The sequence below is a fragment of the Streptomyces sp. NPDC051136 genome (assembly GCF_044455745.1).
Classification (GTDB): Bacteria; Actinomycetota; Actinomycetes; order Streptomycetales; family Streptomycetaceae; genus Streptomyces.
The window spans coordinates 366,857-392,920 of the sequence record NZ_JBITFE010000001.1 but is presented as its reverse complement, the minus strand read 5'-3'; the positions used below and the strand labels follow the sequence as shown (position 1 = coordinate 392,920).

24 protein-coding genes are annotated in these 26,064 nt (G+C 74.3%); 11 read left to right on the top strand and 13 right to left on the bottom strand.

Annotated elements, in window-relative coordinates; all coding sequences use genetic code 11:
- Positions 1–106: 106 nt before the first annotated feature.
- Positions 107–2,077, bottom strand: coding sequence for a BTAD domain-containing putative transcriptional regulator (locus tag ACIBCJ_RS01610; protein WP_365978799.1), 1,971 nt, complete (start codon positions 2,075–2,077; stop codon positions 107–109).
- A 231-nt stretch (positions 2,078–2,308) separates the two neighbouring features.
- Between ACIBCJ_RS01610 and ACIBCJ_RS01605 the strand changes: the two genes are divergently transcribed.
- Positions 2,309–3,187, top strand: a complete 879-nt coding sequence (locus ACIBCJ_RS01605; RefSeq protein WP_365978800.1) for an alpha/beta hydrolase — start codon at positions 2,309–2,311, stop codon at positions 3,185–3,187.
- Positions 3,188–3,296: 109 nt separating this feature from the next.
- Positions 3,297–4,559 carry an MFS transporter gene (locus ACIBCJ_RS01600; RefSeq protein ID WP_365978924.1) on the top strand — a complete coding sequence of 421 codons (1,263 nt, stop codon included), beginning with the start codon at positions 3,297–3,299 and terminating at the stop codon, positions 4,557–4,559.
- A gap of 46 nt (positions 4,560–4,605) precedes the next feature.
- Here ACIBCJ_RS01600 and ACIBCJ_RS01595 read toward each other — a convergent pair whose 3' ends face one another.
- The 3 genes from ACIBCJ_RS01595 to ACIBCJ_RS01585 all read right to left on the bottom strand — a co-directional run bounded on the left by ACIBCJ_RS01595 (position 4,606) and on the right by ACIBCJ_RS01585 (position 6,546).
- Positions 4,606–5,034: a VOC family protein gene (locus ACIBCJ_RS01595; RefSeq protein ID WP_365978801.1), complete on the bottom strand. Its 429-nt coding sequence runs from the start codon at positions 5,032–5,034 to the stop codon at positions 4,606–4,608.
- A gap of 112 nt (positions 5,035–5,146) precedes the next feature.
- Positions 5,147–5,569 (bottom strand): PPOX class F420-dependent oxidoreductase, encoded by a 423-nt coding sequence (locus ACIBCJ_RS01590; protein WP_362091722.1) that lies wholly within the window; start codon positions 5,567–5,569, stop codon positions 5,147–5,149.
- Positions 5,570–5,655: 86 nt separating this feature from the next.
- Positions 5,656–6,546, bottom strand: a complete 891-nt coding sequence (locus ACIBCJ_RS01585) for an NAD(P)-dependent oxidoreductase (RefSeq protein WP_365978925.1) — start codon at positions 6,544–6,546, stop codon at positions 5,656–5,658.
- Between the two features lie 133 nt (positions 6,547–6,679).
- Between ACIBCJ_RS01585 and ACIBCJ_RS01580 the strand changes: the two genes are divergently transcribed.
- A complete protein-coding gene (locus tag ACIBCJ_RS01580; RefSeq protein ID WP_362091719.1) occupies positions 6,680–7,144 on the top strand; it encodes a type II toxin-antitoxin system PemK/MazF family toxin in 465 nt (154 codons plus the stop codon).
- Here the strand turns inward: ACIBCJ_RS01580 and ACIBCJ_RS01575 are convergent.
- A complete protein-coding gene (locus ACIBCJ_RS01575) occupies positions 7,129–7,971 on the bottom strand; it encodes a TIGR02452 family protein (protein ID WP_362514413.1) in 843 nt (280 codons plus the stop codon). The genes ACIBCJ_RS01580 and ACIBCJ_RS01575 overlap by 16 nt on opposite strands.
- Before the next feature lie 304 nt (positions 7,972–8,275).
- Here ACIBCJ_RS01575 and egtA point away from each other — a divergent pair, with 304 nt between their 5' ends.
- From egtA to egtD, 4 genes are read left to right on the top strand one after another with little or no spacing between them, the layout of a single operon-like run.
- Entirely contained in the window at positions 8,276–9,577 is a 1,302-nt protein-coding gene (egtA, locus tag ACIBCJ_RS01570) for an ergothioneine biosynthesis glutamate--cysteine ligase EgtA (RefSeq protein WP_362091713.1), read from the top strand.
- On the top strand, positions 9,574–10,956 hold the full coding sequence (gene egtB / locus ACIBCJ_RS01565) for an ergothioneine biosynthesis protein EgtB (RefSeq protein WP_365978802.1): 1,383 nt from the start codon (positions 9,574–9,576) through the stop codon (positions 10,954–10,956). The genes egtA and egtB overlap by 4 nt, the downstream gene beginning before the upstream one ends.
- The gene (gene egtC, locus ACIBCJ_RS01560) at positions 10,956–11,756 is read left to right on the top strand and encodes an ergothioneine biosynthesis protein EgtC (protein WP_362091707.1); all 801 of its coding nucleotides are present in this window, start codon (positions 10,956–10,958) and stop codon (positions 11,754–11,756) included. The genes egtB and egtC overlap by 1 nt, the downstream gene beginning before the upstream one ends.
- The gene (egtD, locus tag ACIBCJ_RS01555) at positions 11,753–12,724 is read left to right on the top strand and encodes an L-histidine N(alpha)-methyltransferase (RefSeq protein WP_362091704.1); all 972 of its coding nucleotides are present in this window, start codon (positions 11,753–11,755) and stop codon (positions 12,722–12,724) included. The genes egtC and egtD overlap by 4 nt, the downstream gene beginning before the upstream one ends.
- A 258-nt stretch (positions 12,725–12,982) precedes the next feature.
- Here the strand turns inward: egtD and ACIBCJ_RS01550 are convergent, their stop codons facing one another.
- A complete protein-coding gene (locus ACIBCJ_RS01550) occupies positions 12,983–14,251 on the bottom strand; it encodes an extracellular solute-binding protein (RefSeq protein WP_365978803.1) in 1,269 nt (422 codons plus the stop codon).
- 249 nt (positions 14,252–14,500) lie between these two features.
- Here ACIBCJ_RS01550 and ACIBCJ_RS01545 point away from each other — a divergent pair, with 249 nt between their 5' ends.
- Positions 14,501–14,716: a dodecin gene (locus ACIBCJ_RS01545; protein WP_030399431.1), complete on the top strand. Its 216-nt coding sequence runs from the start codon at positions 14,501–14,503 to the stop codon at positions 14,714–14,716.
- A gap of 36 nt (positions 14,717–14,752) precedes the next feature.
- On the opposite strand, the gene ACIBCJ_RS01540 is transcribed toward ACIBCJ_RS01545, so the two are convergent.
- Positions 14,753–15,244, bottom strand: coding sequence for a hypothetical protein (locus tag ACIBCJ_RS01540; protein ID WP_365978804.1), 492 nt, complete (start codon positions 15,242–15,244; stop codon positions 14,753–14,755).
- Between the two features lie 98 nt (positions 15,245–15,342).
- Here ACIBCJ_RS01540 and ACIBCJ_RS01535 point away from each other — a divergent pair, with 98 nt between their 5' ends.
- On the top strand, positions 15,343–16,362 hold the full coding sequence (locus ACIBCJ_RS01535) for an LLM class flavin-dependent oxidoreductase (protein ID WP_365978805.1): 1,020 nt from the start codon (positions 15,343–15,345) through the stop codon (positions 16,360–16,362).
- Positions 16,363–16,404: 42 nt separating this feature from the next.
- Positions 16,405–18,750: an excinuclease ABC subunit UvrA gene (locus ACIBCJ_RS01530; protein WP_365978806.1), complete on the top strand. Its 2,346-nt coding sequence runs from the start codon at positions 16,405–16,407 to the stop codon at positions 18,748–18,750.
- Positions 18,751–18,795: 45 nt separating this feature from the next.
- Here the strand turns inward: ACIBCJ_RS01530 and ACIBCJ_RS01525 are convergent, their stop codons facing one another.
- From ACIBCJ_RS01525 to ACIBCJ_RS01500, 6 genes are all read right to left on the bottom strand, one after another.
- Positions 18,796–19,713 (bottom strand): PRC and DUF2382 domain-containing protein, encoded by a 918-nt coding sequence (locus ACIBCJ_RS01525; RefSeq protein WP_365978807.1) that lies wholly within the window; start codon positions 19,711–19,713, stop codon positions 18,796–18,798.
- 72 nt (positions 19,714–19,785) lie between these two features.
- Positions 19,786–20,652, bottom strand: coding sequence for a lysophospholipid acyltransferase family protein (locus ACIBCJ_RS01520; protein WP_362091684.1), 867 nt, complete (start codon positions 20,650–20,652; stop codon positions 19,786–19,788).
- The gene (locus tag ACIBCJ_RS01515) at positions 20,649–21,422 is read right to left on the bottom strand and encodes a GNAT family N-acyltransferase (RefSeq protein ID WP_365978808.1); all 774 of its coding nucleotides are present in this window, start codon (positions 21,420–21,422) and stop codon (positions 20,649–20,651) included. The genes ACIBCJ_RS01520 and ACIBCJ_RS01515 overlap by 4 nt, the downstream gene beginning before the upstream one ends.
- A 221-nt stretch (positions 21,423–21,643) precedes the next feature.
- Positions 21,644–22,393, bottom strand: a complete 750-nt coding sequence (locus ACIBCJ_RS01510; protein WP_362091679.1) for a succinate dehydrogenase/fumarate reductase iron-sulfur subunit — start codon at positions 22,391–22,393, stop codon at positions 21,644–21,646.
- Positions 22,390–24,339 (bottom strand): fumarate reductase/succinate dehydrogenase flavoprotein subunit, encoded by a 1,950-nt coding sequence (locus tag ACIBCJ_RS01505; protein ID WP_362091676.1) that lies wholly within the window; start codon positions 24,337–24,339, stop codon positions 22,390–22,392. The genes ACIBCJ_RS01510 and ACIBCJ_RS01505 overlap by 4 nt, the downstream gene beginning before the upstream one ends.
- A 1-nt stretch (position 24,340) precedes the next feature.
- Positions 24,341–25,012 (bottom strand): succinate dehydrogenase, encoded by a 672-nt coding sequence (locus tag ACIBCJ_RS01500; protein ID WP_362513317.1) that lies wholly within the window; start codon positions 25,010–25,012, stop codon positions 24,341–24,343.
- A 131-nt stretch (positions 25,013–25,143) separates the two neighbouring features.
- Here ACIBCJ_RS01500 and ACIBCJ_RS01495 point away from each other — a divergent pair, with 131 nt between their 5' ends.
- Positions 25,144–26,028 carry a LysR substrate-binding domain-containing protein gene (locus ACIBCJ_RS01495; protein ID WP_362091674.1) on the top strand — a complete coding sequence of 295 codons (885 nt, stop codon included), beginning with the start codon at positions 25,144–25,146 and terminating at the stop codon, positions 26,026–26,028.
- Positions 26,029–26,064 lie beyond the last annotated feature (36 nt).

The window sequence follows — 26,064 nt, the reverse complement described above, 5'->3', positions numbered from 1 at the left end:
CGGCGGACCGCGGGGACCGTGCTCCCTGGCTCGCGGGGCCGACCCGCAGGGCCTGCGCGCAGTCCTCGCCGCGACGAGTGTGCCGTGGCGCGGGGCCGCTCCGCCGTCACGTCCCCAGGGCCGCGCGGATCGCCCCGAGCCATCCGTCGACCGGGCCGAAGGTGAGCAACCCGCTGCCCGCGCCCGCGAGTTCACCGGAGGCGGGCAGCAGCCTGTCGTACGTCCGCCGCAGCGCCGGGCGGTCGCCGAGGCGAAGGGCGAGCGCGGCCTCGGCGCAGCACAGGGCTTCGTAGAGGAGGTCGGGCGGTGGCTCGGGCAGGGCCCGCAGGGCGCCGCGGGCCTCGGTGTCACGGCCTGCGGCCAGGAGGGCGAACGGCTCGGCCCAGGGCCGGTAGGGCCCCCAGTCCGCGTCCGGGTCCACCCGCACGGGCCGCCCGTGGGCCAGCCGCAGGCCGAGCAGCGCCAGGGGCAGCAGCCCGCGCTCCAGCCCCGGCATCCCCGCGCCGTCGAGCCGTGCGGCGGCCGCCCGGAAGGCGTTCTCGGCGCCGGCGCAGGACCCGCCGGAGGCCGCCTCGCGCAGGGCCAGGTACCACGCGGTGAAGACGCCGACGAGGGGACGCCCGTGGCGCTCGGCGAGTCGGTCCACGGCCCTCGCGTGCTCGTCGGCCGCGGTGAGGTCGGCGAGGGCCGCGCGGGCCTGGAGCCGGATCAGGTGGCCGAGCACCTCGTGGTTGACCAGGCCGTGCCGGGCGCCGAGCGCGACGAGTTCGGCGCCGATCGCGTCGCGGCGCGGTGCCAGTCCCGCGCGGGTGCAGGACTGCATGAAGAGGCCGTTGAGCGCGAACGCGAGCAGCGCGGGGTCGTCAAGGCGGCGGGCGATCCGCTCGGCCTCGGCGGCCGCCCGCGGCCCGCGCGGGGACCGCACGCCCCGTGATTCGAGGGCGACGGTGGCCAGCAGGCGGCAGCGTGCCGGGTCGGCGGTGGGGTCCTCGGGCAGCGCGCCGAGGGTGCGCTCGGCGGCGGCGACGATCCGCCGGGCCAGGTCGGGGTCGTCGCTGCGGGTCCAGTTGGCGGGGACGTCGTAGGCACCGATCACCCGGGCCGTCAGGTCCGTGTCGCCCGTCTCCTCCGCCGCGCTGACCGCCGCCATGCGATGCTGCCGGGCGGCTTCCAGGCCTCCGCCGCCGGTGACGGCGAGGCCGCGCAGCAGGCCGACGGTGGATTCCAGGCGGGCCGGGGCCCCGGCGGCGACCGTGCGGTCGTACGCCTCGGTCGCCCGGGCCCACAGCCGAGCCGCCGCTTCCGCCGGTTCACCGGGCGGGTCGAGTTCCGGGTCCTGGGCGAGGATGCCCGCCTCCAGGCGGCGCAGCCGGGGCCCGGGGTCGAGACCCAGGTCCCCGGCCAGCCGGGCGCGGGCCCGGCGCAGCACGGCGAGGGCGTCCGCCTGCCGGCCGGTCCGGTACAGGGCGAGGGCGAGCAGGCGCCAGGACTCCTCGCGCCAGGGGTGGTCGGCGAGGTGCGCGTCGAGGTCGGGGACCGCCTCGGCGGCGCGGCCGAGTTCCACCAGCAGCTCCGCCCGGCGCTCCACGGCGCGCAGCCGCAGTTCGGTGAGCCGGGCGCGCTCGCCCCGGGCCCAGTCCTCCGTGCCGAACTCGGCGTAGGCGGGGCCTCGCCACTCCTCCAGGGCCGCCCGCAGCCGCTCGGGTGCCTGGGCGGCGGGCAGCCGGTCGGCCTCGGCAACGGCGGCCTCGAAACGCCACGCGTCCACGGCGTCCGGTGCCGCGCGCAGGGCGTATCCGGGACCCTCGGTGACCAGCAGCCGGGCCGGGGCGCGCGGCGGACGGTCGGGTTCCAGGGCGCGGCGCAGGTCCCCGACGAAGGTGCGCACGGCGCCGACGGCTCGTGGCGGTGGCTCGCTCCACAGGTCCTCGACCAGGCGGGCGACGGGGACGACCCGCCGCCGGGCCAGGACCAGCCGGGCGAGTACGGCGCGGTGCCGGGGGCCCTTGAGGCCGAGCGTCCGGCCGCCCCGCCGGGCGGTGACCGCGCCGAGCACGCCGAACGTGACCGCGTCCATGTCCCGTGTTCCGTCCGCTCCGCTCGCCACCGCTCGTGCCCTGACCACGGTACGCGTGCGGGCCGCTCCCCGGCCGGTCGCCGAACGGTCGCCGGCGGTCTTCCCGCCGGGCCCCGGCCGGCTGCTGACGGTCGCTGATCGGTCGCTGATCGGTTGCTGATTCGCGGGCGGGAGCCTCGGAGGCGTCACGCAGGCGCGTGGCGCGAGCAGGAACAGAGAGGCACCCACCCCATGGAACCGACGATCCCCGGCTTCACCCACGACCGTGTGACGGTCGCCGACGGCATCGGCCTGCACGTGGCCGTCGGCGGCACCGGCAGCCCGGTCGTGCTGCTGCACGGCTTCCCGCAGACCCACCTGATGTGGCGGCACGTCGCCGCCGACCTGGCGGCCGACCACACGGTCATCTGCCCCGACCTGCGCGGCTACGGCGCCAGCGACAAGCCCGCCGACCCGGACGGCACCGCCTACGCCAAGCGGACCATGGCCGCCGACGTGGTAGATCTGGCCCGGCGCCTGGGCCACGAGCGGTTCGCGCTGGCCGGTCACGACCGCGGTGCGCTGGTCGCGGTGCGCGCCGGGCTCGACCACCCCGGCGCGGTGACGCACCTGGCCGCGCTGGACGTGCTGCCCACCCTGGACATGTGGGACGTCCTGGGCGGCACGGCGGCGGCGGTGGGCTTCCACCTGTATCTGATGGCGCAGCCTCCGGGACTGCCGGAGCAGCTGATCGGCGCCGCGCCGGACGCGTTCTTCGGTCACTTCCTCGACGTCTGGACCCGGGACCCGGACGCCCTGCCCGCCGACGTCCGCGCCGCCTACCTGGCGGCCTCCCGCGCGGCGGTGCCGTCCATCGTGGCCGACTACCGGGCCTCTGCGGGCATCGACGTCGACCACGACCGGACGGACCGGGAGCTCGGCAACCGGCTGGGGATGCCGGTGACCGTCCTCCAGCAGGACTGGGGCGCCGCGCTGGGCTACGACGCCGCCGCGCTGTGGCGGGCCTGGGCGCCGGACCTGCGGCACGAGACGGTCGGCTGCGGGCACTTCATGGCGGAGGAGGCGCCCGACGCGGTGGCCGGGGCGCTGCGCGACCTGCTGACCCGGTAGGCGGGACCGGCCCCGCACGCGCACAACGACCGGTTGTACCTTGTGCCCCGCCGGTTGTTTGATCCGCCCGGCCCCGGATCGTTTTGATGTCGGCGTGACGAAGTCGGGTGTGGTCGGGTCGGACGTGGTGGGCGGCGGGCCGACGGGGCGGGGGTTCGGCCGGCTGTGGGCCGCGTACGCGGTCAGCACGTTCGGCACGCGGCTCGCGTTCGACGCCTTTCCGTTGATCGCGGTCGTGGTGCTGGACGCCGGACCGGGACGGGTGGCGGCGCTCGCGGCGGCGGGGGCGGCGGTGGGCGCGGTGGTGGCGGTGCCGCTGGGACCGTGGGTGGAGTTCCGGCGGAAGCGGCCGGTGATGGTCGCGATGGACCTGGTGCGGTGCGCGGTGCTGCTGAGCGTGCCGCTCGCGTACGCCTTCGGGCGGCTCGGCTTCGTCCAGCTGCTGGTCGTGTCGGTCGTCGTCGCCGCGGCCGACATCACGTTCCGGACCGCCGCCGGTTCCTGCCTCAAGGCGCTGGTGCCCCCGGCCCGCCTGCTGACCGCGAACGGCCGGTTCGAGGCGACGACCTGGACCGCGACCATGCTCGGGCCACCGGTGGGCGGGGTGGTGATCGGGCTCTCCGGCCCCGTGGTGACGGTGGCGGTCGACGCGGTGAGCTACCTCCTGTCGGCACTGGGCATCGGCGCGATCGGCGGTGAGGAGCCGCGCCCGCCGCGCGCGGGAGCGAACCGGTCGGGCGCCGGTGACCTGCTCGACGGCTGGCGGTACGTGCTCGCCTCACCGGCGCTGCGCCCGCTGTTCCTCAACACGGTCCTGGTCAACGGCCTGATCATGGCGACGGCACCCCTGCTCGCCGTGCTCATGCTGGGCGATCTGGGCTTCGCGCCCTGGCAGTACGGTCTCGCCTTCGCGGTGCCGTGCGCCGGCGGACTGGTCGGATCGCGGCTGGCCCGCCCGCTCGTGGCGCGTTTCGGGGAGCACCGCGTTCTCGTCGTCAGCGGGGTGCTGCGCGTGTGCTGGCCCGTCGGGCTGGCCTTCGTCGGCCCGGGGACGGCGGGTCTCGTCCTGGTGATGGTGGTCGAGTTCGGGCTGATCACCTCCGTGGGCGTCCACAACCCGGTGGCCGCGACCCGTCGGCTGGAGCTGACCCCTGCGGACAGGGTGGCGCGCACCCTGTCCGCCTGGACGATCAGCGCGAAGCTGACGACCGCGGCCCTGACCGCGGTATGGGGTCTGCTGGCCGGCCTGACCGGGACGCGGACCGCGGTCGCGCTGGCCGGCGTGCTGATGCTGGCGACCCCGCTGCTGCTGCTGCCGCGGCGGGCCCACGCGCCCGCTCCGGCCCTGCCGGAGCCCGCCGGTGACGGGTGAGGCACCGGCGCTCGCCGGTGCCTCACGTACGGTCGGCGGGTGCCCGTCAGCGGGCCCCGGGCACGTCCTCCGTGACGCCGTTCAGCGGAGAGGACGGGTCACTGCCGTAGGGGCGGGTGAAGGCCTCCATGCCGTGCCCGGCCGGGTCGGTGAAGTACACGCCCCGGCCGCCGTCGTTGCGGTTGATCCGGCGCGGGTGCCGGCCCTGCGGGTCGGCCTGGATGGGGGTGCCGCCCTCGACGAGCCGGGCGAGGACGGCGTCGAACTCGTCCTCGGAGACGAGGAACGCGTAGTGCTGCACGGGGATCTCGATGTCGACGGTGGCGAAATCGAGGGTGACGCCGTTGGCGGTCGTCACGGGCAGGAACATTCCGGCCGGCTCGCCGACCTCCAGGCCGAGGATTCCGGCGAGGAAGCGGGCGGACTTCTCCCGGTCTCGGGAGAGGACGATGGTGTGGTTGAACTCGACTGACACGGTCAATGCCTCCACGGGCATCTCCACGGCGCCTCCATGCCTCACCCGGACGGTGACCGACACGCGATGCCGCCCCGCGATCATAGTCCGCGTCCGTCCCCGCGTCCCGGCCTCAGCCGGACTGGTCGCTGTCCTTCATCGCACCCCAGCCGTGCCAGCGCTCCACCTCGACGAAGGCGCTGACCCGGGGGCGCTTGCGGTCCGGGTACGGGTTGCCGGTGTAGTGCCGGGAGAGCCGGTCGATGCCGGAGAGGTCCTCGTCGTCGCGCATCTCGGCGACGCGGCCGATGAGGGTGACGTGCGTGTACCAGTCGTCGCCCGCGAGGACGGTGAGGGTGACGCGCGGGTCGCGGCGCAGGTGGCCGAGGCGCACGCGGCCCGCGTCGAGGTTGATCAGCACACGGCCGTCGTCGTCCCAGGCGTACCAGGTGGGCGTGGAGACGGGGGCGCCGTCCGAGCGGAGGGTGGCCATGACGCAGGGGTTGGGGCGGCGCAGCAGTTCTACGGCCTCGGCCGGCAGCGGCGGCTTGGACATGCGGGCTCCTCTGGATGGTGGTGCGGTCCGGGCCGGGTCCGGTCCCGGTGTTCGGTTGTTCCGTGCCTCCGGTACCCCGGGCGGGCTCAGTCGGTCGCCTTCTCCTCGAAACTGGCGAAGTAGGCCGCCGCCATGTCCTCGTCGCCGTGCCCCTGGGCGGCGGCCCGGGCGAACCGCTGCGCACCGGCGGCCGCGAGGTCCAGGCGGACGCCGTTGGCCTCACCGGCCTCGACGATGAGGCGGGCGTCCTTCTCGGCGGTGGTGACGGCGAACTGGGCCGGCGTCAGCGACCCGTCGCGGATCAGCGCGGCCTTGGCGTGGAGGTAGCCCATGTCGAGCGGACCGCCCGCGATCGCGTCGAAGAAGCCGTCCGGGTCCACGCCCAGCGCCTTGGCGAGCGACAGGGCCTCGCCGACCGCGTTGGTGGCGGCGAGGACCCAGCTGTTGGCCACCAGCTTCAGCCGGGTGGCGGTGCCGGCCGCGCCGTCCTCGCCGGTCCACACGGTGCGGGAGCCGACGGCGTCGAACACGGGCGCCACCCTGTCCCGTGCCGCGCCGGGACCCGCGGCGAGCACCAGCAGTTGGCCGGCCTCGGCGGGCTGCCGGGTGCCGAGGACGGGGGCGTCGAAGAAGACCAGGTCGTGTTCGTGGGCGAAGGCGGCCAGGTCGGCGACGGCGTCGACGCCCGCCGTGGTGGACTGCGCCCACACGGTGCCGGGACGCAGGCCGGGCACGGCCCGCCGCATGACGTCGAGGGCGGCCGGGCCGTCGTACAGCATCGTGAGGACCGCGTCGGCGCCGCGTACGGCCTCCTCCGGGCTGCCGGCGACGTGCGCGCCGTCGGCGGCCAGCGGCTCGGCCTTGTCCCGGCTGCGGTTCCAGACGCGGACGCGGTGTCCGGCGCGGGCGAGGTTGCGGGCCATCGCGGCACCCATGATGCCGGTGCCCAGGACGCTCACGGTGAGCTGGTCGGTCATGACGTCGCCTTCTGCCTCGTGCTGCCTCGTGCGGTTCATCGGCCGGGCCTTCCGGGCGCGGGCCCGGAGGCCAGCCTGCCACCGGATCCGGGTCCCCGCGCGTCCGCGCGGCCATGTCCCGTACGGTACGGCCGTGAGCCCCTTTACCGACGACGTCGACAGCAACGGCGGGAACGCCCCCGGCCGTTACGGCCCCTCCGCCACCACCGAGGCCGACCCCCGGAAGGTGGGCCGGGTGCGGACCGAGTACTCCCCCGCGCACGACGGCGACCCCGATCCCGGCGAGATCGTCTGGACGTGGGTGCCGTACGAGGAGGCGGACGGGCGGGGCAAGGACCGGCCGGTGCTGGTCGTGGCCCGGGAGGCGGCCGGGACGGTGCTGGCGGTGCAGCTGTCCAGCAGGCGGCATGATGGTGACCGGGAATGGGTGCCGATCGGGAGCGGGCCATGGGACCGCTCCGGGCGTGACTCCTGGGTGGACGTGGACCGGGTGCTGCGGCTGCACGACGCCGGTATGCGCCGGGAGGCGTGCGCCCTGGACCGGATGCGCTTCGACCTCGTGCGGCAGCGGCTGCGGGAGCGCTACGGCTGGAGCTGACCGGAGCCGGCGGCCGCGCCCTCGGGGAAGACGCGGTCGAACGCGGCCCGGACGGCGCTGCCCGGGGTGCGGTCCAGGATGCCGAACGCCACCCGTTCGAAGGTCCCGGCGAAGCGTCCGCCGGGACCGAGCAGGGTCCGGAAGGCGCCCGCCACCTGGGCGGGGTCGTTGCGGAACACCCCGCAGCCCCAGGCTCCCAGGACCAGCCGCCGGTACCCGTGCGCGGCGGCCGTCTCCAGCACCCGCTCGGCGCGCGCGGCGAGGACGGCGGGCAGCTCCGCGGCGCGCTCCGGGGCCGTGCGCAGCACCACGCCCGCGTTGGGCGCGGCGGCGGTGAGGAAGCCTGCCGAGAACGGCTCGTCCAGCAGGCGGCCCCGGTCGTCGCGGAAGACGGGCACACCGGGCGAGTGGATGACGCGGTCCGTGTAGAACGGGTCACGGTGGGCGCGGTGGTGGTCGTAGAACTCGGGGGCCCGCAGCAGGCAGGTGTACAGGGCGGAGGCGCGGCACAGGGCCTCCTCCTGGGCCTGGGCGCCGTTGAGGTAGCCGCCGCCGGGGTTGCGCGCGGAGGCGAAGTTGAGGACGGCGACCTCGCCGCCGAGCCGTCGGGCGGCCTCCAGGCTGCTCTCGCCGGTGACCTCGAAGACCGTCCGCACCGGCGTGGCGGCGGGCGGCTGCACGGGCCCCGGGCCGTACATGCGCGTGCCGTCCCGTGCCGCCTCAACGGCGGCCGCGACGGACACCTCCCGGCCGACGGACGTGCGGTAGGACCCGGCCGCGACGATCTGTTCCGTCTGCTGTGCGATGTCCCGCAGGCGCGCGCTCACGGCGCCACCCCCGTGGACGTCGTGACCGTGCGCCGCGCGGTCTCCCCCGTGGTGCTCATGAGGGAATCCTGGGTGATGCTGGGGGTGCGGTGCAACGGAGTTTCCCGACCGGCGAACGACACGAACGACACGAACGACGGGGAAAGTCCCCGGGAACGGACGGATCGCGGAGATTGCCGAGCGGGAACGTCCCGATATGCATCCTTGTGCGGAGCGGCACGAGGGTCTTGGGTGGGACGAGTGTGCCGGCCCGGCCCGCTGCAGATGGGCCGGCGGCATGGTGGAATCTCAGGAGGATCCCGACATGTCCGATTCGGTTGGGGGCTGTATCCGGCCCCGTACCGCCGTCAGTGAGGCCGAGGTCGAGGCGCTGGTCCGCGGCATCTGCTTCAAGACCGGTCCGCCCAGGCTGCTCGGCGTCGAGGTGGAATGGCTCGTCCACGAGCTGCGCGCACCGCGGCTCCCCGTGTCACCCGAACGGCTCCGGGCGCTGTACACCGCGCTGCGGGCCGTGCCCCTGCGGTCGGCGCTGACCGTCGAACCCGGCGGCCAGCTGGAGCTGAGTTCGCTCCCCGCCGCCTCGCTGACGGAGTGCGTCCGCTCCGTCTCCGCCGACCTCGACGCCGTCCGTGCCGTCCTGCGCGAGGACGGCCTCGCCCTGGTCGGTCTCGGCCACGATCCCTGGCACCCGCCGCGCCGCTACCTCCGGCAGCCGCGCTACGACGCCATGGAGGCCTGTCTCGACCGTTCCGGCGACGGTGGCCGCTTCATGATGTGCGCCTCCGCCTCCGTGCAGGTCTGCGTGGACGCCGGGCACGAGGAGCCGGGGCCGCAGGGGTACGTACGCCGGTGGTGGCTGGCCCATCACCTGGGCGCGGTCCTGCTGGCCGCGTTCGCCAACTCCCCGCTGTCCTGCGGCCGGCCCACGGGCTGGCGGTCCACCCGGCAGCTGCGCTGGACGCAGATCGGCGTGGGCCGGGCGGGCGGCCCGCCGCTGGACGGCGACCCGCGCGGCACCTGGTCCCGGCACGTCCTGGACGCCCCGGTGATGTGCGTGCGCCGGGACTCCGGTCCCTGGGACGTGCCGGAGGGCCTGACCCTGCGGGAGTGGACCCGCGACACGCTGGCGGGGCCGCCGACCCGGGAGGACCTGGACTACCACCTCACCACGCTCTTCCCGCCGGTCCGTCCGCGCGGCCACCTGGAACTGCGCATGATCGACGCGCAGCCCGGGGACGACGGCTGGATCGTGCCGCTGGCGGTGACCGCCGCGCTGTTCGACGACCCGGAGGCCACCGAGACCGCCTACCGCGCCGTCAAGCCCCTGGCCGAGCGCTCGCTCGGGCTGCCCGCGCCGCACAATCCGCTGTACGAGACGGCGGCCCGGGACGCCCTGACCGACCCCGAGCTGCGCGAGGCGGCCGTCGTCTGCTTCACGGCGGCGCTGTCCGCGCTGCCCCGGCTCGGCGCCGGCCCGGAGGTCGTGGACGCCGTCGGCGGGTACCTGGAGCGCTACGTCCGCAGGGGCCGCTGCCCCGCCGACGATCTGCTGGAGATGCCGGGCGGCGCGGACCGTGGCCCGCACGGGAGGGAGACCCGCTCATGACCGACCCCACTGACGCGACCACGGCCGCCGAGGCGACGGCCACCGCCGGGGCGACCGGCACCGCCGAGACGACCGGCACCGCCGAGACGCTGCGGGAGCGGGCCCTGTCCACCCTCGTCGCGGCCCGCGAGCGCACCACGCTGCTGACCGGCTGCGTGGAGGGCCCCGACCTGACCGCCCAGGTGTCGCCGCTGATGTCCCCGCTGGTGTGGGACCTGGCGCACATCGGCAACCAGGAAGAGCAGTGGCTGCTGCGCGCGGTCGCCGGGCACGAGGCGATACGCCCGGAGATCGACAGCCTGTACGACGCCTTCGAGCACCCCAGGGCCGAACGGCCGAGCCTGCCGCTGCTGTCGCCCGCCGACGCCCGGCGGTACGCGGCGGACGTGCGCGGACGGGCCCTGGACGTGCTGGAGAGCACGGCGTTCGAGGGGACGCGGCTGACGGAGGCGGGCTTCGCCTTCGGGATGATCGCCCAGCACGAGCAGCAGCACGACGAGACCATGCTGATCACGCATCAGCTGCGCAGGGGCCCGCAGGCCCTGACCGCGCCCGACCCGGATCCCGTGCCGCTGTTCACCGGACCGGCCGAGGTCCTGGTGCCGGGTGGCCCGTTCCTGATGGGCACGTCCACGGAACCGTGGGCGCTGGACAACGAGCGTCCCGCGCACCCGCGTGAGGTCGCGCCGTACTTCATCGACACCGTCCCGGTGACCAACGGCGCCTACCGGGCGTTCATCGACGACGGCGGCTACGACGACCCGCGCTGGTGGACCCCCGAGGGCTGGGACCACGTCCGCCGGCACTCCCTCACCGCCCCGCTGTTCTGGCGCCGGGACGGCGGGCAGTGGCTGCGGCGCCGCTTCGGGGTGACCGAGGTGGTGCCGGCCGACGAGCCGGTGCTGCACGTGTGCTGGTACGAGGCCGACGCCTACGCCCGCTGGGCCGGGCGCCGGCTGCCCACCGAGGCGGAGTGGGAGAAGGCCGCGCGGTACGACCCGGCCGGCGACCGCGTGACGCGCTATCCGTGGGGCGACGCCGACCCGGGCCCGGAGCACGCCAACCTCGGGCAGCGGCACCTGCGCCCGGCACCGGCGGGCAGCTATCCGGCCGGTGAGTCGCCGCTCGGCGTACGGCAGCTGATCGGCGACGTGTGGGAGTGGACGTCGAGCGACTTCGCCCCGTACCCGGGGTTCAGGGCGTTCCCGTACCGGGAGTACTCGGAGGTGTTCTTCGGCCCCGACTACAAGGTGCTGCGCGGTGGTTCCTTCGCCGTGGACGCGGTGGCCTGCCGGGGCACGTTCCGCAACTGGGACTATCCGATCCGGCGGCAGATCTTCTCCGGGTTCCGCACGGCCCGGTCGGCGGAGGTCGCCTGATGTGCCGTCACCTGGCCTACGTGGGCCCCGGGGAGCGGCTCGGCGAGCTCGTGGTGGCGCCGCCGCACGGTCTGTACCGCCAGTCGTGGGCGCCCCGGCACCAGCGGCACGGCACGGTCAACGCCGACGGGTTCGGTGTCGGGTGGTACGCCGAGGGCGACCCGGTTCCCGCCCGGTACCGCCGGGCCGGTCCGATCTGGGCCGACCTGTCCTTCGCCGACCTGGCCCGGGTGGTGCGGACCGGCGCGCTGCTCGCGGCCGTGCGGGACGCGACGCTGTCCGGCGCCGACGCGGAGGCGGCCGCGGCGCCGTTCGCCGCGGGGACCTGGCTGTTCAGCCACAACGGCGCGGTGGGGGGCTGGCCCGGCTCGCTCGCCCCGGTGGCCGCGACGCTGCCGCCCGGGGAACTGCTGGCGCTTGAGGCGCGCAACGACTCGGCGCTCGTGTGGGCGCTGGTCCTGGCCCGGCTGCGCGCCGGGGACGACGAGGGCCGGGCGCTGGCCGAGACGGTGCAGGAGGTCGCCGCGGCGGCTCCCGCCTCCCGGCTCAACCTGCTCCTCACGAACGGCTCCACCGTCACCGCCACCACCTGGGGCGACACCCTGTGGTACCTGTCCCGGCCCGGGGGCGGCACGGTCGTCGCCTCCGAGCCCTACGACGACGACCCGCGCTGGCAGGAGGTCCCCGACCGCTCCCTGCTCGCGGCGAGCGGCACCGAGGTGCGGCTCACCCCGCTCAAGGATCCCGGCACGATTGCCCGCGCAGACGCTTTCGCCACCCCGAAGGAGCCCCGCACGTGAGCCAGTTCCGTCTGACCCGGACGCTGCCCGAGGACGCCACGGACGCCGCCCTGCGCGCCGACGTCCTGGCGGGCCTGACGAGCACGCCCAAGTGGCTGCCGCCGAAGTGGTTCTACGACGCTCGGGGCAGCGAGCTGTTCGAGGCGATCACCGCACTGCCCGAGTACTACCCGACCCGGGCCGAGCGGGAGATCCTCGTCGACCGGGCCGCGGAGATCGCGGCGGCGACCGGCGCGCGCACCCTGGTCGAGCTGGGTTCCGGGTCCTCGGAGAAGACGCGCGTCCTGCTGGACGCGTTGACCGAGCGGACCGGGCTGAGCGGCTACGTGCCGGTCGACGTGAGCGAGAGCGCCCTCACCCTGGCCGGAGAGGCGCTCGTGGCCGAGCGTCCCGGCCTCCAGGTGCACGCGCTGATCGCCGACTTCACTGCGGGGCTGACGCTGCCCGACACGCCGGGCCCCCGGCTCGTGGCGTTCCTGGGCGGCACCGTCGGCAACCTGCTGCCCGAGGAGCGCGCCGCGTTCCTGGCCTCGGTCCGGGCCCTGCTCTCGCCGGGCGACACCCTGCTGCTGGGCACGGACCTGGTCAAGGACGAGGGGGTGCTGGTCCGCGCGTACGACGACGCGGCGGGGGTGACGGCGGCGTTCAACAAGAACGTGCTGTCGGTGGTGAACCGCGAGCTGGAGGCCGACTTCGCGCCCGCGGCCTTCGAGCACGTGGCGCTGTGGAACGCCGAACGGGAGTGGATCGAGATGCGGTTGCGCTCGCGCACCGCGCAGACGGTCAAGGTCCAGGCGCTCGACCTGGCCGTGGACTTCGCGGCCGGGGAGGAGCTGCGCACCGAGGTGTCCGCGAAGTTCCGCCGCGAGGGCGTGCGGACCGAACTGGCGGCGGCCGGTCTTGACCTGACCCACTGGTGGACGGACGGGGAGGGCCGTTTCGCCCTGTCGCTGAGCGTGGTGCGCTGAGGCCGGGCGCCGAGCGCACCGGCGCGTCGGCGGTGGCGAGCCGGGGGGGGGGGGGGGGGGGGGGGGGGGGGGGGGGGGGGGGGGGGGCCGCGGGGGGGGGGGGGGCCGCGCCCGCGGGGGCGGGCCGCGCCCGGGGGGGGGGGCCCCGGGGCGGGCGGGCGCGGGCCCCGGGCCGCCCCCCCCCCCCCCCCGGGCGGGGGGCGCCCCCCCCCCCGGGGCCCCGCCGGGGGGGGCCCCCCCCCCCCCCCCCCGCGCCGGTCAGCGCGCGTTGGCGTCCAGCAGCCCGGTGATGCGGTCGGAGGCCTTCCGGGCCTCCGTCTTCGCGTCGGCGCCCTTGAGCACCTTCGTCATGTACGCCTTGATCGGGTTGTCGGCCTCGACCGCGCCCCAGCGGGGCGTGCCGGGGGTCGCCCGGCCCTGCGCGGCGCCGGCCGCCATGGCCTCGATCCCCTCTTCGCCGGACACGTCCTCGGCGAGCGACTTCTTGTTGGGGACGTAGTTCATGGTGCGGGCCAGGTCGGTGTTCCACTCGGTGCTCACGAGCGCCTCGACGACGGCGCGGGCCCCGTCCTCCTGGTCGGTGTTCTTCGGGACGACGAGGTCGGAGCCGCCGGTGAAGACGGCCCCGGGCCGGCCGGCGTTCCTGCCGGGCACCGGGAAGAAGCCGATCTTCCCCTTGAGGTCGGGGTTCTCGCGCAGGATGGACTGGGCCTGGCCCGGCACGGCGATGATCTGCGCGGCCCGGCCCTCGGCGAAGACGCCGGACTGCGGCGGGTGTTCCTCGTCCGCGTCGACCGGCCCGTCGCCCAGGGCCTGGAGTTCGCGGTAGAAGTCCATGCCGCGCAGGGCCGCCTCGGAGTCCAGGGCGCCGGTCCAGACACCGCCGTCACCGTCCTGGGTGGCCAGCTCGCCGCCCTCGTCCCAGATGAAGCCGGAGAGCGTGTACCAGTCCTGGCCGGCCAGGTAGATGCCCTGGTCACCGTTCTTGTCGAGCTTCTCGGTGGCGGCGAGCCACTCCTCACGGGTACGGGGCGGCTCGCCGACGCCGGCCTGCTCGAAGAGGTCCTTGCGGTAGATGACGACGCGGTTGGCGGCGTACCAGGGGATGCCGAACTGCTGGGACATCCACTGTCCGGGCTCGGCGAGGCCCGGCAGCCAGTCGCGGATGCCCCAGTCGCGCATCGACTCCAGGGTCAGGTCCTGCAGCAGGCCGCCCTCCGCGTACTGCGGGACCTGGGTGTTGCCGACCTCGACGACGTCGGGCCCGTCGGTGCCGTCGGCCTTCAGCGCGGCCTGCACCTTGTCGCCGATCCCGGTCCACTCCTGGATGCGGATGTCCAGGTCGAGGTCGGGGTGGTCGGCTTCGAAGTCCTCCGTGAACCGCTTGAGGAAGTCCTGCGAGGCGCTGTCCTTCATGAGCCACAGGGTGACGGTGTGCCCCCCGCTCCCGCCGTCCTGCGAGACCAGCCCGCAGCCGCTGAGCACGGAGGCGGACACACAGACAAGGGCGAGGAGGCGACGTCTCACGAGGGGTCCTTCTGGCTGACGAACACAGGGCTGAGGCAGGGGGACCTGCCGACGCGAAGGGAGACCCGACGTGGGGGACGAGCCCGAGGCTCGAACGGGTGTCTGGGATTTTGGTATGGACCAATACAAAGGTCAAGGGGAGTACCGGAGGGTTTCCGCCAGGAAGGCCGATGCCTCGCGCTCCGTCCCGACTTGGGGCACGGTGGAGTGACGCAGAGCACACCGGCGTCCTGCGGAAGGGAGCCCCGCATGTCCAACCACACCTACCGGGTCACCGAGGTCGTCGGCACCTCGCCCGACGGCGTCGACCAGGCCGTCCGCAACGCCATCACCCGCGCCTCGCAGACCCTGCGCAAGCTGGACTGGTTCGAGGTGACACAGGTGCGCGGCCAGATCGAGGACGGACAGGTCGCACACTGGCAGGTCGGCCTGAAGCTCGGCTTCCGCCTGGAGGAGTCGGACTGACGCGCCGCTCGCCGGGGCACCGGGCGGTCACGTCGGTCAGGTACGGCCCTCGCGCTCCTGCGCCGCGCGCAGTTCGGCCGACCGGGCCGCCCAGCGCGCCCGGAGCACGGTGAAACCGGCTCGTTCGGCGTCGTCGCAGACCAGTTCGTCGTCGTCCACCAGGATCCGGACTGCGCGGGTCCGCGCGAGCCGCCGCAGGATCTCCAGCTTGGTGCGCCGGGCGGGCCTGCGGTCGGTGTCGCCGCGCATGTGCACGGTCCCGTCCGGCAGACCGTGCGCGGCCAGCCAGTCGAGCGTGTCGCGACGGCAGCGCTCGGGCCGCCCGGTCAGGTAGACGACCTCGCACTGCTCCGCGCTCTCCCGCACCAGCGCGACACCCTCCGCGAGCGGCGGATCGTGCGGCGCGGCGGCGAAGAAGGCGTCCCAGTCACGCGGCCTGCGCTCCAGGAACCGCTGCCGGTGCGCGGTGTCGGCGAGGGTGTTGTCCAGGTCGAACACGGCCACCGGGGGCTTGCTGCTGTCGCTCACCCGGCCACCCTAGGGCGTGGCGCGCAACGCCTGCCGGGAATCGCGGGCCGGAATCCGCGTGCCGGGAATCTGTGCGGTGTGCGGGCGTTGAACACCGTGTGACCTCAGCGCTCTCCGGTACCCGCTTCTCCGTCCTCGACCGTTCCCGTATCCGGGCGGGCCGCACTGCCGCACAGGCGCTGCGCGACACCGTGGAGCTGGCGCGGGAGGCGGAGCGGCTCGGCTACCACCGGTTCTGGGTGGCGGAGCACCACGGCGTGCCCGGGGTGGCGGGATCGGCGCCGACCGTGCTCGCCGCCGCCGTGGCCGGGGCCACCCGTCGCATCCGCGTCGGCACCGGGGGCGTGATGCTGCCCAACCACCGGCCGCTGGTCGTCGCCGAGCAGTTCGGCGTGCTGGAGTCGCTCTTCCCCGGCCGGATCGACATGGGGCTCGGCCGCTCGGTGGGCTTCACCGACGGCGTCCGGCGGGCGCTGGGCCGGGAGAAGGACGACGCCGAGGACTTCGAGGCGCAACTGGCCGAGCTGCTCGGCTGGTTCCGGGGCACCTCGCCCACGGGCGTGCACGCGCGTCCGGCGGAGGGACTGACCGTCCCGCCCTTCGTGCTGGCCGTCGGCGAGGGCGCGTCCGTCGCCGCCCGGGCGGGGCTGCCGATGGTCATCGGGGACCTGCGGGACCGGGACCGGCTGCGCCGCGGCATCGACCGCTACCGCGCCGGGTTCCGCCCCTCCGAGTGGAGCGCCGAACCGTACGTCGTCGTCTCCGGCACCGTCGCCGTGGCCGCCACCGGCGAGGCGGCCCGGCGGCTCCTGGTCCCGGAGGCGTGGTCCATGGCCCACGCCCGCACGCACGGCTCCTTCCCGCCCCTGCCCCCGGCCGAGGAGGTCGGGGCGCGGACGATGACCGCCAGGGAACGCGACCTGTACGAGGCCGGGCTCGCGGGCCACGTCACCGGCACCGAGGAGCAGGTCGCCGCCGAGCTGGAGACGCTGGTGAAGGAGACCGGAGCGCAGGAGGTCCTGGTCACCACCAGCACGTACGACCGCGAGGCTCTCCTGGACTCCTACCGGCGGCTCGCCCGTGTCACCGGTACGGGACCGGCGGGCACCCCGGCGTAGAATCGCGGGGTTTGTCCCGCCCACCGTACGGAGTCCCCCGCGATGCACAGCCCCCACGATCCGTACGTGCGAGTGCGCGACGCCCGCGAGCACAACCTCAAGGGCGTGGACGTGGACGTCCCCCGGGACGTGGTCGCGGTGTTCACCGGCGTCTCCGGCTCGGGGAAGTCGTCGCTGGCCTTCGGGACGGTCTACGCGGAGGCGCAGCGCCGGTACTTCGAGTCGGTCGCGCCCTACGCCCGGCGGCTGATCCACCAGGTCGGCGCCCCCAAGGTCGGCGAGATCACCGGACTGCCGCCCGCCGTGTCGCTGCAGCAGCGGCGGGCGACGCCGACGTCGCGCTCCTCGGTGGGGACGGTCACCAACCTCTCCAACTCCCTGCGGATGCTCTTCTCCCGCGCCGGCGACTACCCGCCGGGCGCCGAGCGGCTGGACTCCGACGCCTTCTCGCCGAACACGGCGGCCGGCGCCTGCCCGGAGTGCCACGGGCTCGGCCGGGTCCACCGCACGACCGAGGAACTGCTGGTCCCGGATCCGTCGCTGTCGATCCGGGACGGGGCGATCGCCGCGTGGCCGGGTGCCTGGCAGGGCAAGAACCTCCGGGACGTCCTGGACGCGCTCGGGTACGACGTGGACCGGCCCTGGCGCGACCTGTCCGCCGAGGCGCGCGAGTGGATCCTGTTCACCGACGAGCAGCCGGTGGTCACGGTGCACCCGGTGCGGGAGGCGGGACGGATCCAGCGGCCGTACCAGGGCACCTACATGAGCGCCCGGCGCTACGTGATGAAGACCTTCGCCGACTCCAAGAGCGCCACGCTGCGGGCGAAGGCCGAGGGGTTCCTCAGCAGTGAGCCGTGCCCGGTGTGCGGTGGTGCCCGGCTGCGGGCCGAGTCCCTCGCCGTGACCGTCGGCGGACGCACCGTCGCCGAGCTGGCCGCGCTGCCGCTCACCGAGCTGGCCGGGCTGCTGCCGGCCGAGGGCGAGACGGCCAAGGTGCTCACCGAGGACCTCACCGCCCGGATCGCGCCGGTCGTCGAGCTGGGGCTCGGGTACCTGAGCCTCGACCGCCCCACCCCGACCCTGTCGGCGGGCGAGCTGCAGCGGCTGCGGCTGGCGACCCAGCTGCGCTCGGGCCTGTTCGGTGTCGTGTACGTCCTCGACGAGCCGTCAGCGGGCCTGCACCCGGCGGACACCGAGGCACTCCTGACAGTGCTGGAGCGGCTGAAGGCGGCCGGCAACTCGGTGTTCGTGGTGGAGCACCACCTGGGCGTGATGCGCGGCGCCGACTGGATCGTGGACGTCGGTCCGCGGGCGGGCGAGCACGGCGGACGGGTGCTGTACAGCGGCCCGGTCGACGGCCTGGCCCGGGTCGCGGAGTCCGCCACCGCCCCCCACCTCTTCGGCCGCTCCCCCGTGCCCGCGCGCGAGGTGCGCGTGCCGCGCGGCACGGTGACGGTCGGTCCGGTGACCCGGCACAACCTGCGCGGGGTGACCGCGCGGTTCCCGCTCGGGGTGCTCACCGCGGTGACGGGCGTGTCCGGCTCCGGGAAGTCGACGCTGATCGGTGAGATCACCGGGGAACTGGCGGGGGTGGACCGGCTGGTCTCCGTGGACCAGCGGCCGATCGGCCGCACCCCGCGCTCCAACCTGGCCACGTACACGGGCCTGTTCGACGTCGTGCGCAAGGTCTTCGCCGCCACCGATGAGGCACGGGAGCGCGGTTACGGCGTGGGCCGGTTCTCCTTCAACGTGCCGGGAGGGCGCTGCGAGACCTGCCAGGGCGAGGGGTTCGTCAGCGTCGAGCTGCTGTTCCTGCCGAGCACCTACGCACCGTGCCCCGACTGCGCAGGCGCGCGCTACAACCCCGAGACGCTGGAAGTGGCGTACCGGGGACGGAGCATCGCCGAGGTGCTGGACCTGACGGTGGAGGCGGCGGCGGAGTTCTTCGCGGACACGCCCCCGGCGGCCCGCGCGCTCGGCGCCCTGCTGGACGTGGGCCTGGGGTACCTGCGGCTCGGGCAGCCCGCGACGGAGCTGTCCGGCGGGGAGGCGCAGCGCATCAAGCTGGCGAGCGAGCTGCAGCGGGGGCGCCGCGGCCACACCCTGTACCTCCTCGACGAGCCGACGACCGGTCTGCACCCGGCCGACGTCGAGGTGCTGATGCGCCAGTTGCACGGACTCGTCGAGGCCGGGCACACGGTGATCGTCGTCGAGCACGACATGGGTGTGGTCGCCGGCGCCGACCACGTGATCGACCTGGGGCCGGGCGGCGGCGACGCGGGCGGCCGGATCGTGGCCGCCGGGACCCCCACCGAGGTGGCAGGCGTCGAGGGGAGCGCCACCGCGCCCTATCTGGCCCGGGCCCTGGACGGCGGGAAGCGCCGGTGAAGCCGGTTCACCGGCGCACGGTCCCGCGCTGACGCCGGGGGACGGTCACTCGCGGCCCCGCCGCATGTCGCCCCGCCGCATCTCGTCCTCCGTGAAGGACTCGGTCTCGGCCTCGATGCGCTCCTTGCGGACCTGGCCGCGCACCGTCTCGTTCTCCGTCAGCTCCTCCGTGGTCATCCGGACGCGCTCCACCGGCACCGTCTCCGTCTCCACGACGGGGCGTTCCGCGTGCAGCGTGACCTCGTGCTCCGCCTCGGCGATCTCCGGTCCGGCCATGGCCTCGTCACGGTTGGCGTCCGTGATGGGCTCACGTATCACCCGCACCTCCTCGTGGGTGACCGGAACGGTCTGCTGGACCTCTTCCGTGACCACGTACTTGCGCAGTTTGGCCCGGCCCGACTCGTGGCGCTCGACGCCGACGTGCATCTGCTCCTCGGAGCGGGTCATGGCCTCGTCGTCGCGCATGCCCTCGCGCTCCATGGCATCCTCGCGGCCGGTCGTACCGCCGGCCGTTCCGGCCGTGCCCGCGGCTCCTGCGGTTCCCGCGGCGCCCGCGGCACCCGCGGCCGTGGCGGTGCCCGCCGTGCCCGGTCCCGCGGCCCAGCGGCCGTCGTCGGTGCGTTCGGCCTCGGACAGCACGCTGTCCCAGTTGATGCCGTAGTAGTCGTAGAGCCGGTGCTCCTCGGTCTCCGACAGATGGCCGCCCGCGTCGACGTCGACCGAGGGCGCGCCCTTGACCTGGTCCTTGCCGTAGGGAACCTCGAGGTGGTCCTGCACGAGCGCGGCGTCGCGAATGGGCACGAAGGACTCGGCAGAGCCGAACATGCCCGTCTTGACGCTCACCCACTCGGGGCGCCCGGTCATGTCGTCGAAGAAGACATGCTTCGCGTCGCCGATCTTGTTGCCGTCTCCGTCGTAGACCGGTTGGTCCAGGACGTTGGCGATCTCCTCACGGGTGATCATCTGCCATCACCCTCCTTTCGAGTGCCTGCCTTCCGGTTGTCCGCATCAAGAGGGAGGGAAACGGCACATAGCTCACAAAGCACACATACTTTTCGAAGGTGCTTTCCCGTGGTGGCCGTGGGCGTGGTCGCGCGCGCGGCCCTCGGCCGGACCGTGCACCGCGCGCTCGGCGGCCTCGGCCAGCGCCCGGCGGTCGGGGTGCCGGCCGGGCGGCAGGGCCGGGCAGACCTCCACCTCGGCGGTCAGTCCCCGGGCCGACGCCACCCGCCAGAGGGAGGCGAGCAGCGTGTCCGCGCCGACGAACGCGGGAGTCGTGCTCACCGCCCGCTCCCCCGCGCGGTAGCGGATCCGGACCGGCTGGACGGGCACCCCGGCGTCCAGGGCGGCCTGGAACACGGCCCGGTGGAAGGGGCCGCGGGCACGTCCGCACCACGTGCTGCCCTCGGGGAACGCGGCCACCGCGGCGCCCGCGCGCAGGACCCGCGCCATCGCGCCGACCGTGCCCGGCAGGGCTCGCAGCCGTTCCCGTTCGATGAACAGCACACCGGCGCGCGCGGCCGGCCCGCCCGCCACCGGCCAGTCCCGGATCTCGCTCTTGGCCAGCATCCTGGCGGGACGTACGGCGGCCAGCAGGGGGATGTCGAGCCAGGAGACGTGCGGGGCGACGAGGAGCAGCCCGCCCTCGGGAACCGCCGCCCCCGTGACGCGGACCCGGACGCCCACGGCCCGCACGACCCACCGGCAGTAGCGCCGCACCACGTCCGCGGGCAGCCCGCGCCGCAGCAGCCGGGACGGCGCGAGGACGACGGCGATCCCGGCGAGGAGCAGAGCGGCGACCACGGCGAGCCGCAGCAGGGCGCGGGGCACGGCCGCCCTGGCCGGTGGCCGCTGCACGCACGCCGCGGGGGTGCAGGGTGCGACGGGCGGCCGGCCGCTCATCGGGCCGGGGCGAGCGAGAGGAAGTGCCGCAGGTAGCGCGGGTCGACGCGGCTCATCGGCAGCAGCACGTACAGGTCCGCGACGCCGAAGTCCACGTCGTGCGCGGGCTCGCCGCAGACCCAGGCGCCGAGCCTGAGGTAGCCGCGCAGCAGCGCCGGCAGTTCGGTGCGGGCGGCGGGCGGGGCGGCGCGCGGAATCCAGGGCAGCAGCGGCCGTACCCGGTACTCCTCGGGCGCCAGGTGCTTGGCCCGCACCCGGTCCCAGGCTCCGGCGGCGAGCGCCCCGCCGTCGGCGAGCGGGAGCGAACAGCAGCCCGCAAGCCAGGCGTGGCGGCGGTCGGTCATGTAGCGGGCTATGTCGGCCCAGACGAGACCGATGACGGTGCCGTCGCGGTGGTCGGGGTGCACGCAGGAGCGGCCGACCTCGACCATCCCGGGCCGGATCGCGGCCAGCGCCGCGAGGTCGAACTCGCTCTCCGCGTACAGCCGTCCGGCGACCGCCGCGCGGTCCGGGGGCAGCAGCCGGTAGGTCCCGACGACCTGCCCGGTGATCTCCTCGCGGACAAGCAGGTGGTCGCAGTACGCGTCGAAGGGGTCGACGTCGTACCCGGGCTGCGGGCTCGCCAGCAGGGCGCCCATCTCCCCGGCGAACACGTCGTGCCGCAGCCGCTGCGCGGCCCGTACGTCGTCCTCGTCGCGGGCCAGGGCGACGGTGTAGCGGCGGGGAGCGGCGGGCTTCGGGGGGCGGTCCGCGGTCAGTACGCCGGTCATGGGTGCTCTCCTGCTCGTGGGGACGGTGGTCGTGGGGACGGCTCCGCCACAGTTCTTCCGACGCCGGCTGTACTGCGCGTGACGAGTGCCGGGAGCGCGGATGTGGGCTTGCTGAATGCCGGGCGCGGCCGTGCGCCGGGACGCGCGCATGCGAAACGGGGCCGGGAGGAGCACCTCTCCCGGCCCCGTCCGTCCGCACCTTTCGGCGAACGTCGGTGGGGCTACTTCTTCGCCACCTTGCGCGTGGCCCGCAGCCACTCCCTGTTCATGCTGGTGATGGACATCAGCGGGATGCCCTTCGGGCAGGCGGTCGCGCACTCGCCGGCCAGCGTGCACCCGCCGAAGCCCTCGGCGTCCATCTGTCCCACCATGTCGAGCACCCGCGTCTCGCGCTCGGGCGCGCCCTGCGGCAGGACGTTCAGGTGGTTCACCTTCGCGGACGTGAACAGCATCGCCGCCCCGTTCGGGCAGGCCGCGACGCAGGCGCCGCACCCGATGCACTCCGCGTGCTCGAAGGCGAGGTCGGCGTCCGGCTTGGGCACCGGCGTGGCGTGCGCCTCCGGCGCGGCACCGGTGGGGGCGGTGATGTAGCCGCCGGCCTGGATGATCCGGTCGAAGGCCGAGCGGTCGACGACCAGGTCCTTGACGACCGGGAAGGCGGCGGCCCGCCAGGGCTCGATGTCGATCGTGTCGCCGTCCCGGAAGGACCGCATGTGCAACTGGCAGGTGGTGGTGCGCTCGGGGCCGTGGGCGTCGCCGTTGATGACGAGCGAGCAGGCGCCGCAGATGCCCTCGCGGCAGTCGTGGTCGAAGGCGACCGGGTCCTCGCCCTTGAGGATGAGCTCCTCGTTGAGGGTGTCGAGCATCTCCAGGAAGGACATGTCGCTGGAGATTCCGTCCACCTGGTACGTGGACATGGCGCCTTCGGCGTCGGCGTTCTTCTGCCGCCAGACGCGCAGGGTGAGCTTCATGCGTAGCTCCGCTGGGTGGGGTGGACGTACTCGAAGACCAGGTCTTCCTTGTGCAGGGTGGGGGCCTCGCCGGTGCCGGTGAACTCCCAGGCGGCGGCGTAGCCGAACTCGTCGTCCCTGCGCGCCGCCTCGCCGTCCGGGGTCTGGGACTCCTCGCGGAAGTGGCCGCCGCAGGACTCGGCCCGGTGCAGCGCGTCGAGGCACATCAGCTCGGCGAGCTCCAGGTAGTCGACGATGCGGTTGGCCTTCTCCAGCGACTGGTTGAACTCCTCGCCGCTGCCGGGCACCTTGATGCGCCGCCAGAACTCCTCGCGGATCTGCGGGATGCGCTCCAGGGCCTTGCGCAGTCCCGAGTCGGTGCGGGCCATGCCGCAGAACTCCCACATCAGCTCGCCGAGTTCGCGGTGGAAGGAGTCCGGGGTGCGGTCGCCGTCGACCGACAGCAGCAGGTTGAGCCGGTCCTCGGTCTCGGCCAGCACCTCCTGCACCGCCGGGTGCGCGTCGTCCACGTCGTCCTCGTGGGGGTTGCGGGCGAGGTAGTCGTTGATGGTGGCCGGCAGGACGAAGTAGCCGTCGGCCAGGCCCTGCATCAGCGCGGAGGCGCCGAGCCGGTTGGCTCCGTGGTCGGAGAAGTTGGCCTCGCCGATCGCGAACAGGCCGGGGACGGTGGTCTGGAGGTCGTAGTCGACCCACAGGCCGCCCATCGTGTAGTGCACGGCGGGGTAGATCCGCATCGGTACCTCGTACGGGTCCTCGTCGGTGATCCGCTGGTACATGTCGAAGAGGTTGCCGTACTTGGCCTCGACCGCCTTGCGCCCCATGCGCCCGATCGCGTCGGCGAAGTCCAGGTAGACGCCCTGGCCGCCGGGGCCCACCCCTCTGCCCTCGTCGCAGACGTTCTTCGCGGCACGGGAGGCGATGTCGCGGGGGACGAGGTTGCCGAAGGACGGGTAGATGCGCTCCAGGTAGTAGTCGCGCTCGTCCTCGGGGATCCGGTTCGGCGGACGGTCGTCCCCCTTGGCCTTCGGCACCCAGATGCGGCCGTCGTTGCGCAGCGACTCGCTCATCAGGGTGAGCTTGGACTGGTGGTCGCCGGTGCGCGGGATGCAGGTCGGGTGGATCTGCGTGAAGCAGGGGTTGGCGAAGTGGGCGCCGCGCCGGTGCGCCCGCCAGATCGCGGTCGCGTTGGAGTTCATGGCGTTGGTGGAGAGGTAGAAGACGTTGCCGTACCCGCCGCTGGCCAGGACGACGGCGTCCGCGAAGTACGTGTCGATCTTCCCGGTGATCAGGTCCCGGGCGACGATGCCGCGCGCCCGGCCGTCCACCACGATCAGGTCGAGCATCTCGGTGCGCGCGTGCATCTCGATGGTGCCGGCCGCGATCTGCCTGCTGAGCGCCTGGTAGGCGCCGAGCAGCAGCTGCTGCCCCGTCTGGCCGCGGGCGTAGAAGGTGCGGGAGACCTGGACGCCGCCGAAGGACCGGGTGTCGAGCAGACCGCCGTACTCGCGGGCGAAGGGCACACCCTGGGCGACGCACTGGTCGATGATCTCGACGGAGATCTGCGCGAGCCGGTGCACGTTGGACTCGCGGGAGCGGAAGTCGCCGCCCTTGACGGTGTCGTAGAACAGGCGGTGGATCGAGTCGCCGTCGTTGCGGTAGTTCTTCGCGGCGTTGATGCCGCCCTGCGCGGCGATGGAATGGGCGCGGCGCGGGGAGTCCTGGTAGCAGAACTGGACGACGTGGTAGCCCTGTTCGGCGAGGGTCGCGCCGGCGGAGCCGCCCGCGAGGCCGGTGCCGACGACGATGACGGTCTTGCCGCGCCGGTTGGCGGGGTTGACCAGCTTCGCCTCGAACCGGCGGGTGTCCCAGCGCTCGTTGACGGGGCCGGCGGGGGCCTTGGTGTCGGCGACCGGCTCTCCGGTCGTGTAGTCGGCGTAGGCAGTCATGTCAGCTCACCACTCCGGTCATGACGCCCACGGGTACGGCGACGAAGCCGGCCGTGAGCAGCAGCGCGAGGACGTTCGCGGTCGTCTTCAGGACGCGGTCGCGGGTACGGCTGCCCGCGCCGAGGGTCTGGGCGGCGCTCCAGAAGCCGTGCCGGATGTGCAGGCCGAGAGCGAGCACCGCGACGATGTAGACGAGGTTGCCGTACCAGGTGGAGAAGGTGTCCACGACGTTCTGGTAGGGCTTGCCGCTCTCGAAGCCGCCGGAGTGCACGGTGCCGGTGGTCAGGTCGAGCAGGTGCCAGACGATGAACAGGCCCAGGATGACGCCGCCCCAGCGCATGGTGCGCGTCGCGTAGCCGGCGCGGGCCTTCTTGTGCACGTACTTGCTGGGCCGCGCCTTGATGTCGCGGCGGCTGAGCTGGTACGCGGAGACGGCGTGGGCGACGACGGCGACCACCAGCACGACACGGATCAGCCAGAGCGTCCACTCGTAGTGCATGAACGGCTCGCCGACCGTGCGCAGCCAGTGGGCGTAGTGGTTGAACTCCTCGGTCCCGAAGAAGATCTTCAGGTTCCCGATCATGTGGGCGACCAGGTAGAGCAGCATGACGAGACCGCTGACCGCCATCACTGTCTTCTTGCCGACGGTCGAGTCCCACACGGTGCGCGCCATGGACGGCCGTCGGTCCGTCCGCGTTGCCAGAGCCATGGCACAGGACGCTACGGCGCCGAGGGCCCATCGGTCCAAGACATGGAACGCCTGGTTTCCATAGGTACTGCCTATCGAAGCTTTATGCTCGCGGTATGCAGTTGCAACAGCTCCAGTACTTCGTGGCGGTGGCCGAGACCCGGCACTTCACCCGGGCCGCCGAGGTGGTGCACGTGGCGCAGCCCTCCCTGTCGCAGCAGATCAAGGCGCTGGAGCGGGAGCTGGGCGCCGACCTGTTCCGGCGGGCGCGCGGCAACATCACCCTCACCGACGCCGGGGAGGCGCTGCTCCCGCTGGCCAGGCGCATCCTGGCGGACGCCGACACCGCCCGGCACGAGGTGCTTGAGCTGGCCCAGCTGCGTCGCGGCCGGGTCAGGCTGGGCGCCACCCCGAGCCTGTGCACCGGTCTGCTCCCGGACGTGCTGCGCGCCTTCCACGACCGCTACCCCGGCATCCGGCTGCTCGTCGAGGAGAGCGGCTCGCACGACCTGGTGCGGGAGCTGGCGCGCGGCGCGCTCGACCTGGCCCTGGTCGTGCTGCCGCTGCCCACCGCGTCACCGTCGCTGACCACGGTGGAGCTGCTGCGGGAGGACCTGGTGGTGGTGTCGTCCCCGGACTCGCCCCGGCCGGGCGGCGGGCGCCGGGCCGTGCGCATCACCGACCTGGAGGGCGAGCGTCTGGTGATGTTCCGGCACGGCTACGACCTGCGGGAGCTGACCGTGGCCGCGTGCCGCTCGGCCGGGTTCGAACCGGACTTCGCCGTGGAGGGCGGGGAGATGGACGCGGTGCTGGGCTTCGTGCGGGCCGGGCTCGGCATGGCGGTGGTCCCGCGGATGGTGGCCGCCCGCTCCGGGCGTGGGCTGCGGGTGACCCCGCTGGCCCGGCCCGGGCTGCACCGGACCATCGCGCTGGCCCACCGCAGCGACGTGGCCCCGCCGCGGGCGGCGCGGGAGCTGCAACGGATGCTGCTGGAGCGGTGACGGCGCGGGCCGCCGGGGCGGTGGCGGCGATGCCGC

What these genes read in the sequence shown, in the direction of transcription:
- ACIBCJ_RS01605 (WP_365978800.1), top strand. Translation starts at nt 2,309, where the DNA reads ATGGAACCGACGATCCCCGGCTTCACCCACGACCGTGTGACGGTCGCC.
- ACIBCJ_RS01510 (WP_362091679.1), bottom strand. Translation starts at nt 22,393, where the DNA reads ATGAAGCTCACCCTGCGCGTCTGGCGGCAGAAGAACGCCGACGCCGAA.
- ACIBCJ_RS01505 (WP_362091676.1), bottom strand. Translation starts at nt 24,339, where the DNA reads ATGACTGCCTACGCCGACTACACGACCGGAGAGCCGGTCGCCGACACC.
- ACIBCJ_RS01610 (WP_365978799.1), bottom strand. Translation starts at nt 2,077, where the DNA reads ATGGACGCGGTCACGTTCGGCGTGCTCGGCGCGGTCACCGCCCGGCGG.
- ACIBCJ_RS01520 (WP_362091684.1), bottom strand. Translation starts at nt 20,652, where the DNA reads ATGAGCGGCCGGCCGCCCGTCGCACCCTGCACCCCCGCGGCGTGCGTG.
- ACIBCJ_RS01530 (WP_365978806.1), top strand. Translation starts at nt 16,405, where the DNA reads ATGCACAGCCCCCACGATCCGTACGTGCGAGTGCGCGACGCCCGCGAG.
- ACIBCJ_RS01590 (WP_362091722.1), bottom strand. Translation starts at nt 5,569, where the DNA reads ATGTCCAAGCCGCCGCTGCCGGCCGAGGCCGTAGAACTGCTGCGCCGC.
- ACIBCJ_RS01500 (WP_362513317.1), bottom strand. Translation starts at nt 25,012, where the DNA reads ATGGCGCGCACCGTGTGGGACTCGACCGTCGGCAAGAAGACAGTGATG.
- ACIBCJ_RS01515 (WP_365978808.1), bottom strand. Translation starts at nt 21,422, where the DNA reads ATGACCGGCGTACTGACCGCGGACCGCCCCCCGAAGCCCGCCGCTCCC.
- egtB (WP_365978802.1), top strand. Translation starts at nt 9,574, where the DNA reads ATGACCGACCCCACTGACGCGACCACGGCCGCCGAGGCGACGGCCACC.
- ACIBCJ_RS01495 (WP_362091674.1), top strand. Translation starts at nt 25,144, where the DNA reads ATGCAGTTGCAACAGCTCCAGTACTTCGTGGCGGTGGCCGAGACCCGG.
- ACIBCJ_RS01525 (WP_365978807.1), bottom strand. Translation starts at nt 19,713, where the DNA reads ATGATCACCCGTGAGGAGATCGCCAACGTCCTGGACCAACCGGTCTAC.
- egtA (WP_362091713.1), top strand. Translation starts at nt 8,276, where the DNA reads ATGTCCGATTCGGTTGGGGGCTGTATCCGGCCCCGTACCGCCGTCAGT.
- ACIBCJ_RS01585 (WP_365978925.1), bottom strand. Translation starts at nt 6,546, where the DNA reads ATGACCGACCAGCTCACCGTGAGCGTCCTGGGCACCGGCATCATGGGT.
- egtC (WP_362091707.1), top strand. Translation starts at nt 10,956, where the DNA reads ATGTGCCGTCACCTGGCCTACGTGGGCCCCGGGGAGCGGCTCGGCGAG.
- ACIBCJ_RS01545 (WP_030399431.1), top strand. Translation starts at nt 14,501, where the DNA reads ATGTCCAACCACACCTACCGGGTCACCGAGGTCGTCGGCACCTCGCCC.